At 70.4% G+C, this 15510-nt stretch carries 14 protein-coding genes; 7 read left to right on the plus strand and 7 right to left on the minus strand.

The window, feature by feature from the left end:
* Positions 1 to 17: 17 nt before the first annotated feature.
* Both GA0115254_RS29035 and GA0115254_RS29040 read right to left on the minus strand, forming a co-directional pair.
* Positions 18 to 890 (minus strand): alpha/beta fold hydrolase, encoded by an 873-nt coding sequence (locus GA0115254_RS29035; protein WP_218105590.1) that lies wholly within the window; start codon positions 888 to 890, stop codon positions 18 to 20.
* A 59-nt stretch (positions 891 to 949) separates the two neighbouring features.
* Entirely contained in the window at positions 950 to 1624 is a 675-nt protein-coding gene (locus GA0115254_RS29040; RefSeq protein WP_176740336.1) for an O-methyltransferase, read from the minus strand.
* Positions 1625 to 1702: 78 nt separating this feature from the next.
* On the opposite strand from GA0115254_RS29040, the gene GA0115254_RS29045 reads away from it, so the two are divergent.
* From GA0115254_RS29045 to GA0115254_RS44770, 3 genes are all read left to right on the plus strand, one after another.
* A complete protein-coding gene (locus GA0115254_RS29045) occupies positions 1703 to 2353 on the plus strand; it encodes a CatB-related O-acetyltransferase (protein ID WP_093898290.1) in 651 nt (216 codons plus the stop codon).
* The gene (locus GA0115254_RS29050; protein ID WP_093898244.1) at positions 2350 to 3189 is read left to right on the plus strand and encodes an MOSC domain-containing protein; all 840 of its coding nucleotides are present in this window, start codon (positions 2350 to 2352) and stop codon (positions 3187 to 3189) included. Before GA0115254_RS29045 ends, GA0115254_RS29050 begins: the two co-directional genes overlap by 4 nt.
* Positions 3190 to 3788: 599 nt before the next feature.
* A complete protein-coding gene (locus GA0115254_RS44770) occupies positions 3789 to 4040 on the plus strand; it encodes a hypothetical protein (protein ID WP_176740337.1) in 252 nt (83 codons plus the stop codon).
* Between the two features lie 325 nt (positions 4041 to 4365).
* On the opposite strand, the gene GA0115254_RS29065 is transcribed toward GA0115254_RS44770, so the two are convergent.
* The 3 genes from GA0115254_RS29065 to GA0115254_RS29080 form a co-directional block, all read right to left on the minus strand.
* On the minus strand, positions 4366 to 5277 hold the full coding sequence (locus GA0115254_RS29065) for a hypothetical protein (protein ID WP_141720933.1): 912 nt from the start codon (positions 5275 to 5277) through the stop codon (positions 4366 to 4368).
* 606 nt (positions 5278 to 5883) lie between these two features.
* Positions 5884 to 7227 (minus strand): endonuclease domain-containing protein, encoded by a 1344-nt coding sequence (locus GA0115254_RS29075; RefSeq protein ID WP_093898248.1) that lies wholly within the window; start codon positions 7225 to 7227, stop codon positions 5884 to 5886.
* Positions 7228 to 7423: 196 nt separating this feature from the next.
* Entirely contained in the window at positions 7424 to 8401 is a 978-nt protein-coding gene (locus GA0115254_RS29080) for an ArsR/SmtB family transcription factor (protein ID WP_093898249.1), read from the minus strand.
* Positions 8402 to 8475: 74 nt separating this feature from the next.
* Between GA0115254_RS29080 and GA0115254_RS29085 the strand changes: the two genes are divergently transcribed.
* Positions 8476 to 9684 (plus strand): MFS transporter, encoded by a 1209-nt coding sequence (locus GA0115254_RS29085; RefSeq protein ID WP_093898250.1) that lies wholly within the window; start codon positions 8476 to 8478, stop codon positions 9682 to 9684.
* Here the strand turns inward: GA0115254_RS29085 and GA0115254_RS29090 are convergent.
* A complete protein-coding gene (locus GA0115254_RS29090; protein ID WP_093898251.1) occupies positions 9671 to 10129 on the minus strand; it encodes a GNAT family N-acetyltransferase in 459 nt (152 codons plus the stop codon). The genes GA0115254_RS29085 and GA0115254_RS29090 overlap by 14 nt on opposite strands.
* An 82-nt stretch (positions 10130 to 10211) precedes the next feature.
* Between GA0115254_RS29090 and GA0115254_RS29095 the strand changes: the two genes are divergently transcribed.
* Complete coding sequence (locus GA0115254_RS29095) at positions 10212 to 10745, plus strand: DUF4240 domain-containing protein (RefSeq protein WP_093898291.1); 534 nt, start codon at positions 10212 to 10214, stop codon at positions 10743 to 10745.
* Between the two features lie 55 nt (positions 10746 to 10800).
* Here the strand turns inward: GA0115254_RS29095 and GA0115254_RS29100 are convergent, their stop codons facing one another.
* Positions 10801 to 11451 carry a mycothiol-dependent nitroreductase Rv2466c family protein gene (locus tag GA0115254_RS29100; protein ID WP_093898252.1) on the minus strand — a complete coding sequence of 217 codons (651 nt, stop codon included), beginning with the start codon at positions 11449 to 11451 and terminating at the stop codon, positions 10801 to 10803.
* Between the two features lie 131 nt (positions 11452 to 11582).
* Between GA0115254_RS29100 and pepN the strand changes: the two genes are divergently transcribed.
* Positions 11583 to 14198 carry an aminopeptidase N gene (gene pepN, locus GA0115254_RS29105; RefSeq protein ID WP_093898253.1) on the plus strand — a complete coding sequence of 872 codons (2616 nt, stop codon included), beginning with the start codon at positions 11583 to 11585 and terminating at the stop codon, positions 14196 to 14198.
* Between the two features lie 199 nt (positions 14199 to 14397).
* Positions 14398 to 15468: a hypothetical protein gene (locus GA0115254_RS29110; protein WP_093898254.1), complete on the plus strand. Its 1071-nt coding sequence runs from the start codon at positions 14398 to 14400 to the stop codon at positions 15466 to 15468.
* The last annotated feature ends 42 nt before the right edge of the window (positions 15469 to 15510 follow it).

Raw genomic sequence — 15510 nt, forward strand, 5'->3', positions numbered from 1 at the left:
TCTCTGCGTCCGACGCCTCAACGGACAGCGGCGCGCTCCAGCAGCGTGCTCAGCACCTGCTCGGCATGCGTCCAGAGCACCGCGCCGCCGGCCTCCGGCACCAGATGCCGGACCGCGCCCGGGATGCGCGAGGCCAGTTCGGCTCCCTGGTCGGGCGAGTGGCCGGTGTCCTTCTCCCCGTACCAGAGGTCCACCGGTACGGCGATGTCCGACAGTTCGATCCCCCAGTGCCCCATGGCCAGGACGGTGTCCCGGGCGTACCCGGTCGCTCCCTGCGCGAAGGCTTCGTCGAGGGCACGCCGGTAGGCGGCGGCGAACGCGGGCTGCCGGTACACGACAAGGTCGCACTCCGGGCTGCCGGACATGACCATGTCCCACATCGCCTGCGGGGTGAACCCGGCGAAGACCTGCTCGGCGGCGGACGGTTCGGACACGACCAGGTCCACGAGGCGGCGCAGTTCGCCCGGAAGCGCGTCGGCGAAGCACGGCGCCGCGACCTCGTCCGCGCCGGAGACCACCGCGAGCGCGCCGACCACTCCGGCGGCGGCGCACGCCAGCGCGAAAGGCGCCCCCTGCGAGTTGCCGACCATCAGGGGCCGGCCCAGGTCGCGCAGGCCGGCGAACGCGCGGATGTCGTCGACGAAGTCGTCGAACGTGCGGCCCGGCAAGGGCGAGGAGACCCCCAGTCCTGGACGGTCGAAGGAGATCACCCGCACACCGAGCCCGTCCAGTACATCGGCACCGAACCCGAGATGCCTGCTGGTGGCCGCACCGGGCGACAGCAGCACCGGCACCCCGTCCCGCGGCCCCCACTCGGCCCAGCCCAGCAGCCGCCCTCCCACCATCCGTTCCGTACCGACGCGAACCGGGTCGATCATGTGCAAACTCATGCACCCGATCATGACCGGCCCCACCACACCCGTCGAACGCTTTTCCCGCCCGCCCGCTGCTATCGCCCGTCGGTGACGAGCGCCATCATCAGCCCGTCGTACCCCTTGCTGCCAACGGTCTGCAGAGCGGTCGCACTCAACCTCGGCTCGGCCGCGACGAGTTCGGTGAACCGGCGCACACCTTGCACCTTCGGGTCGTCACTCCCGCCGTCGACCACCTCTCCGTCGCGCACGACGTTGTCGGCGACGATCAGGCTGCCGGGCCGGGTCAGCTTCAGGGACCAGGCCAGGTAGTCGGGGTTGCTCGGCTTGTCGGCGTCGATGAACACGACGTCGAACGGCCCGCGCCCCTCCGCCGCGAGCTCCGGCAGCGTATCGAGAGCGCGGCCGACCCGGATCTCGACGACGTGCGCGAGCCCGGCGCGCTCGATGTTGGCCCGCGCGATCTCCGCGTACGCCGGATCGGCCTCCAGCGTCACGACCTTGCCGCCCTCGGGCAGCGCGCGAGCCAGCCAGATGGTGCTGTAACCGCCCAGGGTGCCGATCTCCAGCACGGTGCGCGCCCCCTGGAGCCGGGCCAGCAGGTTCAGCAGCTTGCCCTGGTTGGCGGCGACCTGGATCGCCGGCAGCCCGGCCTTGTCGCTGGCCTCGACGGCCGCGTCCAGGGCTTCGTCCGGGCCCACCAGCAGGCCGTTGAAGTAGTCGTCGACCTCGGTCCACTGCGCCAGCGTCACGGCAGGTTCCTCTCTCGATATCGCGCGAGTTCCTAAAAGGAACTTACATCATGCGAGGTGAATGCGATGATGGGCGCCATGAGTTCCGTTCCCGCCGACCCCACCGTTCTGCACCCGATGCCCGGCCAGCCCCGGGTCGTCCAGCTGAAGCCCCTGGTGAAGTCCGAACTGATCGAGGTCGGCGACTACTCGTACTACGACGACCCCGACGACGCGACCACGTTCGAGACCCGCAATGTGCTGTATCACTACGGCCCGGAGAAGCTCGTCATCGGGAAGTTCTGCGCGCTGGGGACCGGAGTGCGGTTCATCATGAACGGCGCCAACCACCGGATGGACGGCCCGTCCACGTTCCCGTTCCCCACCATGGGCGGCTCCTGGGCCGAGCACTTCGATCTGCTGACCGGGCTGCCGGGCCGGGGTGACACGGTCATCGGCAACGACGTCTGGTTCGGCTACAACTCCATGGTGATGCCGGGGGTACGGATCGGGCACGGCGCGATCATCGGCGCCGGCGCGGTCGTCGTCGGTGACGTACCCGACTACGGCATCGTCGGCGGCAATCCGGCCAGGCTGATCCGTACCCGGTACGACGACGAGACCATTGCCCGGCTCCTTGCCGTCGCCTGGTGGGACTGGCCCACCGAGCACCTCACCCGACACATCCGCACCATCATGTCCGGCAGCGTCGAGGACCTCGAAGCGGCTGCCCCGGAGGGGACATCGTGACGATCACTGTTCGAGAACTCGCCTACTACCCGGTCAAGGGCTGCGCCGGGATCACGGTCCAGTCCGCGCGGGCCGGCGCGACCGGCCTTGAGCACGACCGGACGTTCATGGTCGTGGACGCGGCGGACGGCGCATTCCGCAGCCAGCGTACGCACCCGCCGATGGCCGCGATCAGGGTCGACGTCCTGCACGACGGGGCGGCCTTGGCCCTGTCCGCCGAGGGCGTCGAGCCGCTGCTGCTGGACGTCGACCGGGACGGCCCGCGCCGCGACGTCAGCATGTTCGACCGCCCGCTCGGCCAGGCCGCCGACCAGGGGGACGCGGCGGCGGAATGGTTCTCCGATGCGCTCGGTGCGAAGTCCCGCTTGGTACGGGTGGCGCCCGGCTTCGACCGGGACGGCTGGGGTGAGACCCCCGGCAAGGTCAACTTCGCGGACGCCCACGCGGTGCTGGTCGCCTCGACGGCCTCCCTGGACGGCCTCAACGCCCGTATCGCCACCCGGGGCGACGCCGCGCCCGTCCCGATGGACCGCTTCCGCGCCAACATCGTCCTGACCGGCAACGACGAACCGCACTTCGAGGACCGGGTACGCCGGATGACCATCGGCACTGCGGAACTCGCCTACTCGGTACGGGCGATGCGGTGCAACGTCCCGCTCGTCGACCAGGAGACCGGCCGCCGCGCGGGCCCGGAACCGGTCCGGACCCTCGCGACGTACCGGCGCGAGCCGGAGTACAAGAACAAGGTGAGCTTCGGCGCGAAGAACGCGGTGGTGTGCGAGGGCGTGGTGAGCGTCGGGGACGTGGTCGAGGTCGCGGAGTGGCTCCGTCACTGAAGGCCCCGGCCTTCGCACCGTCGATGTGGGGGTACGCCTCGAATCGTCAGTACGGAAGGGTGAAGATCATCGTCAAGGTCCGGTACGCGCGCAAGACGGACGACGGACGGTACGACGCAGGGCGCGGGCAAGTAGTCGGCGTGATCACGGCATATTGCAATGGCGTGCGTAAGTGCCCGAACTGGGTGAATGAGTAACACGGTGAGTGAAGACACGGAAGAGATCGAGGAGCTGCAGGCTGATATCGCAGGCCTTCTGCTGCACCTGGTCTACGCGCCTCTGGTCGGTGATCAGCACGTGCGGGGGGGTTCTGCCCGCGCCCTCGGCAGCCGCAGCGGTCCGCGTCGCTCTCGGTGACAACGGCGAACGCGCCCCCGACCGGCTGACCGCCTATGAAATCCCTCTCCGTCCGGGCGATGAACTGCTCACCGCTCACGACATTGTCGGCATCCTGCGCAGCGCGCACACCGGAACACACATTTACCCTCGGAGCAGAGTCGGGCTCGACCATGGGGATGACCCTGCTCCGCGTGGATCCGACGACTGTCGAGGCAGCTCCGTTCACGCCTGACGACTGGTCCTTCACTCTCCTGAGATGCTTGGCATATCCGTCAGCCGAAGAGCGGCACGCGGCGCGTTTGCGCGGGTTCCTGTTCATGGAAGGAGGCCCGCTGCGTCTCTATCTGGACAGCGAGGATGTTTCCGGCGTGATCACCGCCGACGTACACCCGGGTGGCGCGCTGACCGCCCTGCTGGCCGCTCTGCCCTCACTGCTCGGCGAGGAGTGGCGCACATCCGCGGGCGCGGACGACCCGCACTGCACGTACGTGGTGGATCTGACCGATTGGTGATCGACCGAGTGACCGGCCCACCCGGTCGGACATCGCACCGGTCTCACCCACGCCGACGACAATGCCCTCACCCGCCGGACGCCGAACCGCGGGAGCGGTGGCGCGGACCTGACGGCTGGACTTCCACCGGACGACCGGCCGCCGCCGGGGCCCGGCACGGGTCCGGACCCTTGCGACGTACCGGCGCGAGCCGGAGTACAGGAACAAGGTGAGCTTCGGCACGAAGAACGCGGTGGTGGCGAGCCGCACGCCTACACGGCACGGGCGGGTGCCGGCGTGATCAGCTGGTCCGCGCGCGCCGTGCGGGCCTTGCCCATAGGCACGGTCAGCGCGATTCCGTGTCGAGGGAATCCGCGATGTGGGACATGACGGACCAGATGATCGCCTTCCGGCAGTTGCTCAGGCCCTTGGTCTCGATGTACAGGGTGTTGTCCCCGCCGACCCGGTAGTTCTCCCGGCGACCGTCCGCCTTGAGCTTGATGCCCTCCATGCGGCGCCGCAAGTGAGGAATGGTGATGGCGACCTGTTCCTCGTCCACGGTCAGCCGGGTGACCTCGTCCCACGGGATCTCGTCGGCGGCGCCCTTGACGTGCAGGTAGGTATCGCCGATCTCGAAGGGGTCGTACCGGACCTTGCCGCCCTCGGTGGCCAGTTCGTGCACGTCGTGCCGCACACGCGCCTCGACGACGCGGTCGATGATTTCGCCGAACATCGGCGTCAGGTTCCCCGGGGAGCGCAGGAACGTGCGCAGAAGGCCCGCCCCGACGTCGGTCAGGAAGTAGTTGCCGGACAGTTCACGGGCACCCTGGCCGGTCGCCGTCCACAGGCGCGCGACGATCTTGTCCGAGATGGGCCGGGAGGACCCGCCCACGTACGTCACCTCGTGAGAGAGGACGACGTCCTTGAAATCCTCCCAGCGGTGCGCCCACCGCACCTTGCGTCGGCCCCGGTAGACGATTCCGTCCTCGTGCAGGATCAGCCACGAGGCGAGGGAGTGGGTCAGCTCGTACACGCCCCAGACGAACAACAGGAGGCAGATGACGTCGAATACGAGGTGCCCGGTGCCCGGCATGGAGTCGGGTATGCCGCCGAACAGCAGGAAGGCGACGACCGGAACGACGGTCAGGCCGAGTTTGCCCATCGTCGGGCGTTCCCGATAGCGCGCCAGAACGGACCCCAGCTCGGCCGGATCGGCCGTTCGCCGCCGCTCGTCGTTCCCGTTGCCCCGATCCGCCATGACCCCCATACCGCTCCTCCGTCATATTCCGCTGATTCCAGGGCGAGTTCGGCGTTCCACCGACCGCCCTTCGGCGCACGGCTCCGACGCCGTGGCCGCAGCCTAGACCCGTCCACAGCGGACCGACGCCCGCACCTGCTCCGCCGTCGCGGAGTGATCGCGACGGCTGCCGGTGACGTGCACCCCAGCTTCGGCGGGCTGAGCGCCTTCTACAAGGCCCCCGAGGTGAAGCAGCTGTTCGCGACGACGGGGCCGTGTGACGCTCACATCCACACCGGTGATCTGCATCCAACACCGGCCGAGCGGTATACAAGGCATTGCGAACAATCCATCACCCCCGCCCCCCTCCTGGAGCATGCCGCATCCGTCCTTCTGGGCATCGGCCTCACATCAACCGGACGCAGAGTTCCGGCCATGACGTCCGTTCCTCAGCAGGCCCTGGCGTATAGGCAGAGGCCGACCGGCTGCTGCCGTTCCTGTCTCCGCAGCACTTGGCGCCCTGCACGCGCGGCTCTGCTGCGCATTTCGCTGGGGCGTGCGGGGTGACCGTGTCGGGGGCCAGCAGCTGCGAGGTGACGGTGGGGTGTCAGGTCTCCCGGTGCCCGCTCAAAACAGTTCCAGGTCCTCGCCGCTGGTGTCCGCGATGACTGGCCGGAACTGGGCAGGGAGGCCGTCCAGGCGGTCAGGACCGGCCGCGGCGGCCACGGCAGGGGCCGTCTCGGCCAGCCAGGCACGAAACCGCTCGGCGGCTTCGCGGTAGGGGACTCGCGCCAGGACGCGGTGCTCGCCGGAGGGACAGAAGTCGACGGCGACAGTGAGCAGGCAGGAACGGGGCGCGTTCTGGCTGCCCGTCCAGGACACGCGCAGGACACCGCAAGGCCTGCGCCCGCGGGGGGCGCGGTGGGTCGGGCGCAGCGATCGGCAGGCTATGTGGGCGGTCCATGCGGCGAGGTGTGGCAGGGGCAGGGTGGTGCGTGCGCGGCAGCCGGGGCAGCGGTGCCAGTGGCGGAGCCAGTCGTCGGTGTCGGTATGGAAGAGGCGTGTGTAGCGGTTCGCCACGCGGATGTCGTTGCTGTACAGGTGGTCGGGGCGTTCCTGTGTGTTGCAGGACTGGCAGACGGGGGCGCGGACGTAGCCGTGTTCGTGGCAGTGGTCGAGTACGGTGGCGGGCGCAGTGCGGCAGACGGCGCACGCCCACCCAGCCACCCTGCGGGAGGTACCGGGCTTCCTGCTGAGCACCGAGTACAGCTGGCCTTCCAGCTCTTTGTTGTACGGGCGCAGTGAGGCGGTGAGGCCCTCGGGGCTCGTCGTCTGCCGACCGCCGGCGTCTCGGGCCTGCCGGGGGTGGGAGGGCGGCTCGGTGACGGCTGCGCTTGCCTGGCGGGTCCGCGCGGCTTGCACCCACTGCGTTTCGGCGTGCTCGGCCGCGTCCAGCAGCCTGACCACAGCGCGCGGCAGCCACCACGTGCGCTGCGTCCCGTCGCGGGTCTGCTCCACGAGTATCTGTCGCCAGTCGATCCCCGCCAGATGGTACGGCCGGCCGACTTCACGTCGTGCTGCCCGCTCGGGGCCGCCCAGCTCCTGCAGTTCCCCCGCTATGCGCCGGCGCCAACGCAGCGGCGTTTCCTCGCTGCACTCCTGCCTCAGCGCCCCACGAAACGGACCGATGCGGACCAGGTCCTGCCGATCCATCCCCACCGCGTTCAGTTCCGCGGCCGCCCGGCGCACCTCGACCTCCGGAACACTCAACTGACCGCCGCTCGCCCTCACCGTCGCCACCACATGGCCGCCGAGCAGGACGTACCCCACCCGGGCACGGGCAGGAGAGCAGGTGAATGCCCCAGAAGCCGTCGGCACAGCACTGTCGGCCGCCAAATCGACCCACAGAGCGTCCGCGGCAACCAGGGTGATCAGGCCGTCCGTGCGACCGGGCATGACACGCTCTGACATACCGACAGGCTAACGGCCTGCAAAGCGGCAACGGGTCCCAAGCGCCTCGGTCAGCCGGGCCGCCGCCCGCAACTCCTTATTCCTGAGCATCTGGTTCGTCAGCACCTCCCGTGCCCGTAACCTCACCACCAGAACGTCAAGAACCGGGCAGTCGACGGTTGCCGGACATGAAATCCCCTACGAGCAACCGCACTCCTCAGCCGCCCCGCTGGGCACCCACCAGCACGTCACCCACATCCGTACGGAAGTACAGCACCGACCGCCCAGCCCTTCGGCGGCCCGCCAGGCCGGCGTCCAGCAACACCTTGAGGTGGCGGCCGACCGACCCCAGCCCCTGGCCGGTCAGGGCCACCAGTTGGGTGGTGCTCTTCGGGCTGGAGAGGAGGATGAGGACCGATGCCCGCGCGGGGCCGAGCAGGCGGCCCAGGCTGTCGGGGACCTGCGCCCGTCCCGCGTCGGCCAGGGCGCCCGAGCAGGGGTAGACGACCGCGTACCGCTTCGCGTCGTCGTCCCAGGAGACCCAGCCCGTGCGCTGGGTGACCGGGACGAACAGCAGCCGCACACCCGCCAGTTGCTTCGGCGGGTAGTCGTGCGCGTTGATCTGGAGCCGGCTCCCGCCGAGCCACCGCATTCCCGGGCGCAGGCCGCTCAGGGCGGCGGCCCAGCCGCCCTGGCTCAGCTGTCCGGTCCGCGCGACGATGTCCGCCTCGATGATCCGGCGGCGGCGCGGCCAGTCCGGCAACACGGTCCGGTGCCAGACCCAGTCCAGTACGTCGGCGGCGCGCTGCGCCAGGTCGTCGCGGTCCAGGAGCTCCGGGAGCGGACGGCCGCCGAGCGACACCGACAGGTCCGCTCGGGCACGCTCGGGCGTGGTGGCCCGGACGGGGGCCAGCTCCTCCTCGAAGGTCGGGGCGCCGTCACCCGTCGGCGTGGGCGTGATGAAGTCCGCGTTCCAGCTGCCACCGAGTGCGGCCGGTACGAGACGGGCCGCGACCGGGTCGGCGGCCTGCCGTGCGCAATAGGCGGGCAGATGGGCATCGAGCCAGGCCCGCTCGCCGGGGTGCTCGGGCCGGCCCCTCTCCAGGGATTTCAGGGCGGAAATGGTCTCGGCGAGCGGTGAAACGACGAACCGGCTCCCGGCCAGCGTGTCCGTGTTGATCTGCCACAGGCCCACGGCGTCATGCCTCCACGTTTCGCCTCCATGCGAAACAGTAACGGCCGCCGTGGACGGCCACTGACACTCCCCGCATGCGCACCTACCGGGAACTCTTCCGAACGCCTCAGTTCGGACCGCTCTTCGCGACCAGTGCCGTGCAGGTCGCCGGGTCGACGATGAGCGGGCTGGCCCTCGGCAGCCTCGTCTACGCCGCGACCGAATCGCCGCTGCTCGCCGCCCTGTCCATGTTCGGCTCCTCGCTCGCCCAGGTGATCGGGGCGACCGTGCTGATGTCGGCGGCGGACCGCCTGCCGCCACGGGCCGCGATGACCGGCATGGCGCTCGCCTTCGGGCTGGCCACCGCCGTCCTCGCCGTCCCCGGGCTTCCGCTGCCGATGGTCTTCGCGATCATCCTGATGCAGGGTGTGGTCGCCGCCGTGGGCGGCGGTGTGCGGTACGGCCTGCTCAATGAGGTGCTGCCCAAGGACGGCTATCTGCTGGGGCGTTCCGTACTGAACATGTGCGTCGGCCTGATGCAGATCGGCGGTTTCGCGCTCGGCGGGCTGCTGGTGACGACGCTGTCCGCGCGCGGCACACTGCTCGTCGCCGCCGCCCTGTATCTGATGGGTGCGGCCGTGGCCCGGTTCGGGCTGGCACGCCGTCCGCCGCGCGCCGCCGGGCGGCCGTCGGTTGCGCAGACGTGGCGGACCAATGCCGTGCTGTGGTCCTCGGGCCCGCGCCGCCGGGTCTATCTCGCGCTCTGGGTGCCGAACGGGCTGATCGTCGGCTGCGAGTCGCTGTTCGTCCCGTACTCCCCGAAGCACGCGGGGCTCCTCTTCGCGTTCGGCGCGTTGGGGATGCTCGTCGGGGACACGGTGGTGGGCCGGTTCGTCGCACAGCGTTGGCGGGGGCGGCTGGCCATGCCGATGCAGCTGCTCCTGGCCGCCCCGTATCTGCTCTTCGCCGCGCGACCGGCGCTGCCCGTGGCGTTCGCTCTGGCCGCGCTCGCCTCGGTCGGTTTCTCGGCGAGTCTGCTGTTCCAGGAGCGGCTGATGGCCCTGACCCCGGAGGAGATGACCGGTCAGGCTCTCGGACTGCACTCCTCCGGCATGCTCACCATGCAGGGCGTCGCGGCCGCGCTCGCGGGCGCCATCGCCCAGCGGACCTCGCCGGGGACCGCGATGACCGTGATGGCGACGGCCTCACTCGCGGTCACCCTGGCGCTGGCCTTGGCCGGGCGCCGGGCTGCTGAACCGGTCGAGACGGCTACCGGGCCCCGGCAGGGGGTCAGCGCGACGTGAGGCCGACTTCCAGCAGCGGCAGTTCACGGCCCGGGATCGATCCCGACGGGGTCGCCCCGATCCGTACCGCGCCCATCGCCAGGTAGAACGGCTCCGCGTTCGGGTCGGCGTCGATGGTGAGGCGTGCGAAACCGAGGCGGCGGGCCTCCGTGATGGTGTACTCGAACAGGAGCCGTCCGATGCCCCGGCCGATCGCGTCCGGGGCGACGAACATCATGCCGAGGGCGCCCTCGGGCGGGGCGCCGTCCAAGGTGATGAAGCCCAGGACGCGGCCGTCCTCCTCGGCGACCGTGGTGCGGCGGCGGTCGATGTCGGCCGGGTGCAGGGTGAGTTCGTCGCGGCAGGCGGCGAGGAACGCCTCGTCGTAGCCCCAGTGGGCCTTCGATGCCAGGGCCAGCTCGGTCAGTGCCGCGGCCTCGGACCGCCGTGCCGGTCGTACCTTCATGTCCGCCGGACTCCCTTCCCTCGGCTCCCTCGGCAACTCGCCGCACCCGAGACTGTCAGACCACTCCGGCATGCTGCACCGCATGGACACGACGGACTTCTGGAATCTGATCGACGACGCCCGCGCACAGGTCACCGGCCCGGAGGATGCGGAGGCCGTCGTCGAGCGGGCCTCCGCGCTGCTCGCCGCCCGGCCCCGGGACGAGATCGTCGCCGCGCAGCAGTTGTTCTGGGACGTGATGGCCGCCTCGTACCGGGCCCCGCTCTGGGCTGCGGCGTACACGGTCAACGGCGGCTGTTCGGACGACGGTTTCGAGTACTTCCGGGGCTGGCTGATCGCGCAGGGGCGCGAGGTGTTCGAGCGGGTCGTCGCCGATCCGGACACACTGGCCGAGCTGCCGGTGATCAGGGCCGCCGCGCCCGAGGGCCGGGAGGTGGAGTGCGAGCGGATGCTCGGGATCGCCCGGGACGCGTATCTCGCGGCGACGGGCGAGGAGCTGCCCGGCCATTCGTTCACGATCGACTACCCCGCCCTGGACCCTGAGTGGGACTTCGACTTCGACGACGCGGGGCGGGTGGCGCTGCGGCTGCCGAAGCTGGACGCGTTGTACGCGTGAGCTGAGGGGTGCGGGTTCCGGACGGCGGCCGGCACCCGCACCGCATCGTGTGCGATCAGTCGAAAATGGGGCCCTGGGTCCGGGTCCGCTTGATCTCGTAGAAGCCGGGGATCGACGCCACCAGCAGCGTGCCGTCCCACAGCTTCGCCGCCTCCTCGCCCTTCGGGGCGGGGGTGACGACCGGGCCGAAGAAGGCGATCTGCTCGCCGTCCGAGCCCGGGACGGCGATGACCGGGGTACCGACGTCCTGGCCGACCTTGTCGATGCCCTCCTTGTGGGAGGCGCGCAGCTCGGCGTCGTACGCGTCCGAGTCCGCGAAGTCCGCCAGCTCGGCCGGCAGGCCGACGTCCCCGAGCGCGCCCACGATCGCCTCGCGGGTGGGGCCCTCGCCCTGGTTGTGGAAGCGGGTGCCGAGCGCGGTGTAGAGCGGCCCGACGATCTCGTCGCCGTGCTTCTGCTGGGCGGCGATGACGACGCGTACCGGGCCCCAGGCCTTGTTCTCCAGGAGGTCGCGGTACTCCTCCGGCAGCTCGTCGAGCTTGTCCTCGTTGAGAACGGCAAGGCTCATCACATGCCAGCGGACCTCGACGTCACGGACCTTCTCCACTTCCAGCATCCAGCGGGAGGTCATCCAGGCCCAGGGGCAGAGGGGGTCGAACCAGAAATCGGCAGGGGTCTTGCCGGTCGCCGTGCTGTTGTCAGACATTTCTCTCCTCTTGAGGGCGTTCGCACCTGTGCGCGAGAACGCCTCAGGGCGCACCGGCCATTCCCGCATGCCCGGCCGAGTGGCGACATGGGAGGATCAAACTATTCGAACGTGACACAAAGGAGTGTGCCGTGCCCGGTGAGAACCTGTCCCGCGACGAGGCCCGCGTGCGGGCCGAGCTGCTGAGCGTCGACGGTTACGAGGTCGCTCTCGATCTGCGTTCCGCCGTCGGTGGGCCCGAAGGGGACGGCGACGGGGCCTCCTCCGGTCCGCGGACCTTCCGCTCGGTGACCACGATCCGGTTCCGCACCGCACGGGCGGGGGCGTCGACCTTCGCGGATCTGGTGGCGCCGAGCGTGAACACGGTGACGCTGAACGGGCAGCCGCTCGACCCCGCCGTCGTCTTCGACGGGACGCGGGTGGCGCTGGAGGAGCTGCCGGAGGGCGACAACGTCCTGGTCGTCGACGCGCAGTGCGCGTACAGCCGGACCGGCGAGGGGATGCACCGGTTCGTCGACCCGGAGGACGGCGAGGTCTACCTCTACACGCAGTACGAGCCGGCCGACTCGCGGCGGGTCTTCGCGAACTTCGAGCAGCCCGACCTGAAGGCCCCCTTCCGCTTCGAGGTCGCGGCGCCCGAGGGCTGGACGGTCTGGAGCAACGGGGCCGAGGAGTCGCGGGACGGGGAGGTGCGGCGGTTCGCCGAGACGAAGCCGATCTCGACGTACATCACGGCGATCGTGGCCGGTCCGTACCACTACGTCACCGACTCCTACACCCGCACGTTCGACGACGGCACGGAGCTGGAGATCCCGCTCGGCGCGCTGTGCCGCAAGGGGCTCGCCCGGCACTTCGACGCGGACGACGTCTTCCTCGTCACCAAGCAGGGCCTGGACTTCTTCCACGACAACTTCGACTACCCGTACCCGTTCGGGAAGTACGACCAGGCGTTCGTGCCCGAGTACAACCTCGGCGCGATGGAGAACCCGGGCTGTGTCACGTTCCGCGAGGAGTACATCTTCCGCGGCAAGGTGACGCAGGCGTCGTACGAGAGCCGGGCCAACGTCATCCTGCACGAGATGGCGCACATGTGGTTCGGCGACCTCGTCACCATGCAGTGGTGGGACGACCTGTGGCTGAAGGAGTCGTTCGCCGACTTCATGGGCGTCTTCGCCATGGTCGAGTCGACCCGCTTCAAGGACGGCTGGATCACCTTCGCCAACAACCGCAAGTCCTGGGCCTACCGTGCCGACCAGCTGCCGTCCACGCACCCGATCACGGCCGACATCCGTGACCTGGAGGACGCCAAGCTCAACTTCGACGGCATCACCTACGCCAAGGGCGCCTCCGTACTGAAGCAGCTGGTGGCGTACGTGGGACGGGACGCGTTCCTGGAGGGCGCCCGGCGCTACTTCAAGAAGCACGCCTACGGCAATACGCAGCTGGGCGATCTGCTGTCGGTCCTGGCCGAGACGTCCGGGCGGGACATGACCGTCTGGTCCCGGTCGTGGCTGCAGACCGCGGGCGTCAACTCGCTGACCCCGGTGGCGACGTACGACTCGGCGGACCGGATCACGGAGCTGGCGGTCCTCCAGGAGGCGGCCGCTTCCCACCCGGAACTGCGGCCGCACCGGGTCGCGGTCGGCCTGTACCGGCGGGCCGCCGACGGCAACCTGGTGCGCTACGCGCGTGCCGAGGTGGATGTGGCGGGACCGCGCACGGTGGTCGGGGAGCTGGCGGGGGCCGAGCGGCCCGAGCTGATCCTGGTCAACGACGACGACCTCACGTACTGCAAGGTCCGCTTCGACGAGGTGTCCCTGGCCACGCTGCGGGCGCACCTCGGTGACATGACCGATCCCCTGGCGCGGGCACTGTGCTGGTCCGCGCTGTGGAACCTGACCCGGGACGGGCTGATGCCGGCCCGTGACTTCATCTCCCTCGTGCTGTCCTTCTCCGGCCGGGAGTCCGACATCGGCGTCCTGCAGATGCTGCACGCCTGGACCCGGACCGCGCTCACGCACTACGGGGCGCCGGGGTGGCGCGAGGAGGGCGGCCGGGCGCTGGCCGAGGCCGCGTTGCGGGAGCTGCGGGTCGCCGAGCCCGGCAGCGAGCACCAGCTGGCCTGGGCGCGGTTCTTCGCGTCGGTCGCCGACGCGGACACGGACTTCCAGCTGCTGTCCGGGCTGCTCGACGGCTCGGCCCGGATCGACGGCCTCGACATCGACCAGGAGCTGCGCTGGGCGTTCCTGTCGCCGCTGGCCGCGCACGGCGTGGCCGACGAGTCGGCGATCGACGCCGAACTGGCCCGCGACGACACGGCGTCCGGTAAGCGGCACCAGGTCCGGTGCCTGGCCTCGCGGCCCTCGGCTGCGGTGAAGGCACAGGCCTGGGCGGGTGTCGTGGAGTCGGACGCGCTGTCCAACGCGTTGGTGGAGGCGACGATCACGGGGTTCGAGCAGTCGTCGCAGCGGGAGTTGCTGGCACCGTACGCGGAGAAGTACTTCCAGGCGATCGAGCGGGTGTGGGCCGAGCGGTCGATCCAGATCGGCGTGATCGTGGTCAAGGGTCTGTTCCCGGCGCTCCAGGACGATCCGTCGACGCTCGCGGCCACGGACGCGTGGCTGACCGCGCACGCGGACGCGGCGCCGGCGCTGCGGAGGCTGGTGCTGGAGGCCCGGGACGATCTGGCTCGGGCGCTGCGGGCACAGGCGTGTGACGCGACAACGGCAGCGGCGGCCGGAATCTGACGGACGCGCCGGGGCCGTACGCCCCGGCTCCGTCCTCGGACACCGGACGGGCCGGACGTGTCCTGGCGGGAGGAAACTCCCGCCAGGACAGTCCTTTTCGGTCGTCGAACGTGCGTACTTTAGGACGGCGTTGTCCTGAATTGTCGACGGGCGTGTAACAGGGGTTAGTGCCGCGACCGCGTGCGGGATATCCCGGAACATGACCCAGAACACCCCACTCTCTCCCTGCCGACTCCGCATCACCGGCGATGTCCGTCAACGTGTGCTGTCCGCAGCGCAGTTGAGAGCAAACGGCGTGTCCGCCTCGGAGGTCGCCGCACGGTGCAGGACCGGTGGGCCGTGGCAGCAGCCGCTGCCCGGCGTGTATGTCCTGCACCCGGGACCGCCCACCGGCGAGGAACGGTTGCGTTCCGCCCTGCTGTACGCGGGCCGGCCACCGGCCTCCGGCCGCCGGGGCGTACCCGCGCAGCCCGGGGCGGACACGGAGTCCGGGTACGGCGCGGCCATGGTCACCGGGCTTGCCGCGCTCGCCCTGCACGGCTTCGTGGCCGCGCCGCCGCCCGCGTCGTCGGGCCGGATCGATGTACTGGTGCCGCGCATCCGGCGACTGCGCTCGGTCCGGTACGTACATCTGGTACGGGCCTCCGAGCCCCCTCGCCCCGAGCAGGTGAACGGCTTGCCCGTGGCCCCGGTGGAGCGGGCACTCGCCGACGCGGTCGCCGGGCTCGGGGACACCTCGGCCGTACGCCGTCTGCTCACCGAGGCGGTCCGCGGCGGGCACTGCGAGCCGGCCGCCGTCGTGGGCGAGTTGAGCCGGGCCGGGCTGCTGGGCCGCCCCCATGTGGTGGCCGCCGTCGACTCGTTGCTCGCCGAGGGCCGGGCACTGGCGGAGGGCCGGCTGTACGACATGGTGCGGACGTACGGCCTGCCGGAGCCGCTCTGGAATGTGAACCTGCGACTGCCCGGCGGCCCGCATCTGGGCGGGGTGGACGCCTACTGGCTCGAGGAGGCGGTCGCCGTGGTGCTCGACACCAGGGCGCCACGGCACAGCAGGCTCGACGACACCCGGCGCCAGGAGGATCACGACGCGCAGTGGTCCGCGTACGCCGCCAAGCGGGAACATCTGGAGCGGCTCGGCGTCACCGTCGTCCACCTCTCGCCGAAGAAGCTCCGCGACGCGCGGGAGCAGCAGGCGGTCGTGGTGCGTACGGCACTGATGGCGGCGGCCGACCGTGAACCGGCCGCGTATGTGATGATCCTGCCTCGTTGAGGGCGGGCCACGGAGGCCACTTATTCACCGTTTCATCCCTGA

Source organism: Streptomyces sp. Ncost-T10-10d, assembly GCF_900091955.1.
Lineage (GTDB): Bacteria > Actinomycetota > Actinomycetes > Streptomycetales > Streptomycetaceae > Streptomyces.

Bases quoted from the DNA above. Each gene is read 5' to 3' on its own strand.
- GA0115254_RS29075 (WP_093898248.1), bottom strand. From the start codon at position 7,227: ATGTCAGAGCGTGTCATGCCCGGTCGCACGGACGGCCTGATCACCCTG.
- GA0115254_RS29045 (WP_093898290.1), top strand. From the start codon at position 1,703: ATGAGTTCCGTTCCCGCCGACCCCACCGTTCTGCACCCGATGCCCGGC.
- GA0115254_RS29065 (WP_141720933.1), bottom strand. From the start codon at position 5,277: ATGGCGGATCGGGGCAACGGGAACGACGAGCGGCGGCGAACGGCCGAT.
- GA0115254_RS29085 (WP_093898250.1), top strand. From the start codon at position 8,476: ATGCGCACCTACCGGGAACTCTTCCGAACGCCTCAGTTCGGACCGCTC.
- GA0115254_RS29095 (WP_093898291.1), top strand. From the start codon at position 10,212: ATGGACACGACGGACTTCTGGAATCTGATCGACGACGCCCGCGCACAG.
- GA0115254_RS29100 (WP_093898252.1), bottom strand. From the start codon at position 11,451: ATGTCTGACAACAGCACGGCGACCGGCAAGACCCCTGCCGATTTCTGG.
- GA0115254_RS29110 (WP_093898254.1), top strand. From the start codon at position 14,398: ATGACCCAGAACACCCCACTCTCTCCCTGCCGACTCCGCATCACCGGC.
- GA0115254_RS29090 (WP_093898251.1), bottom strand. From the start codon at position 10,129: ATGAAGGTACGACCGGCACGGCGGTCCGAGGCCGCGGCACTGACCGAG.
- GA0115254_RS29035 (WP_218105590.1), bottom strand. From the start codon at position 890: ATGAGTTTGCACATGATCGACCCGGTTCGCGTCGGTACGGAACGGATG.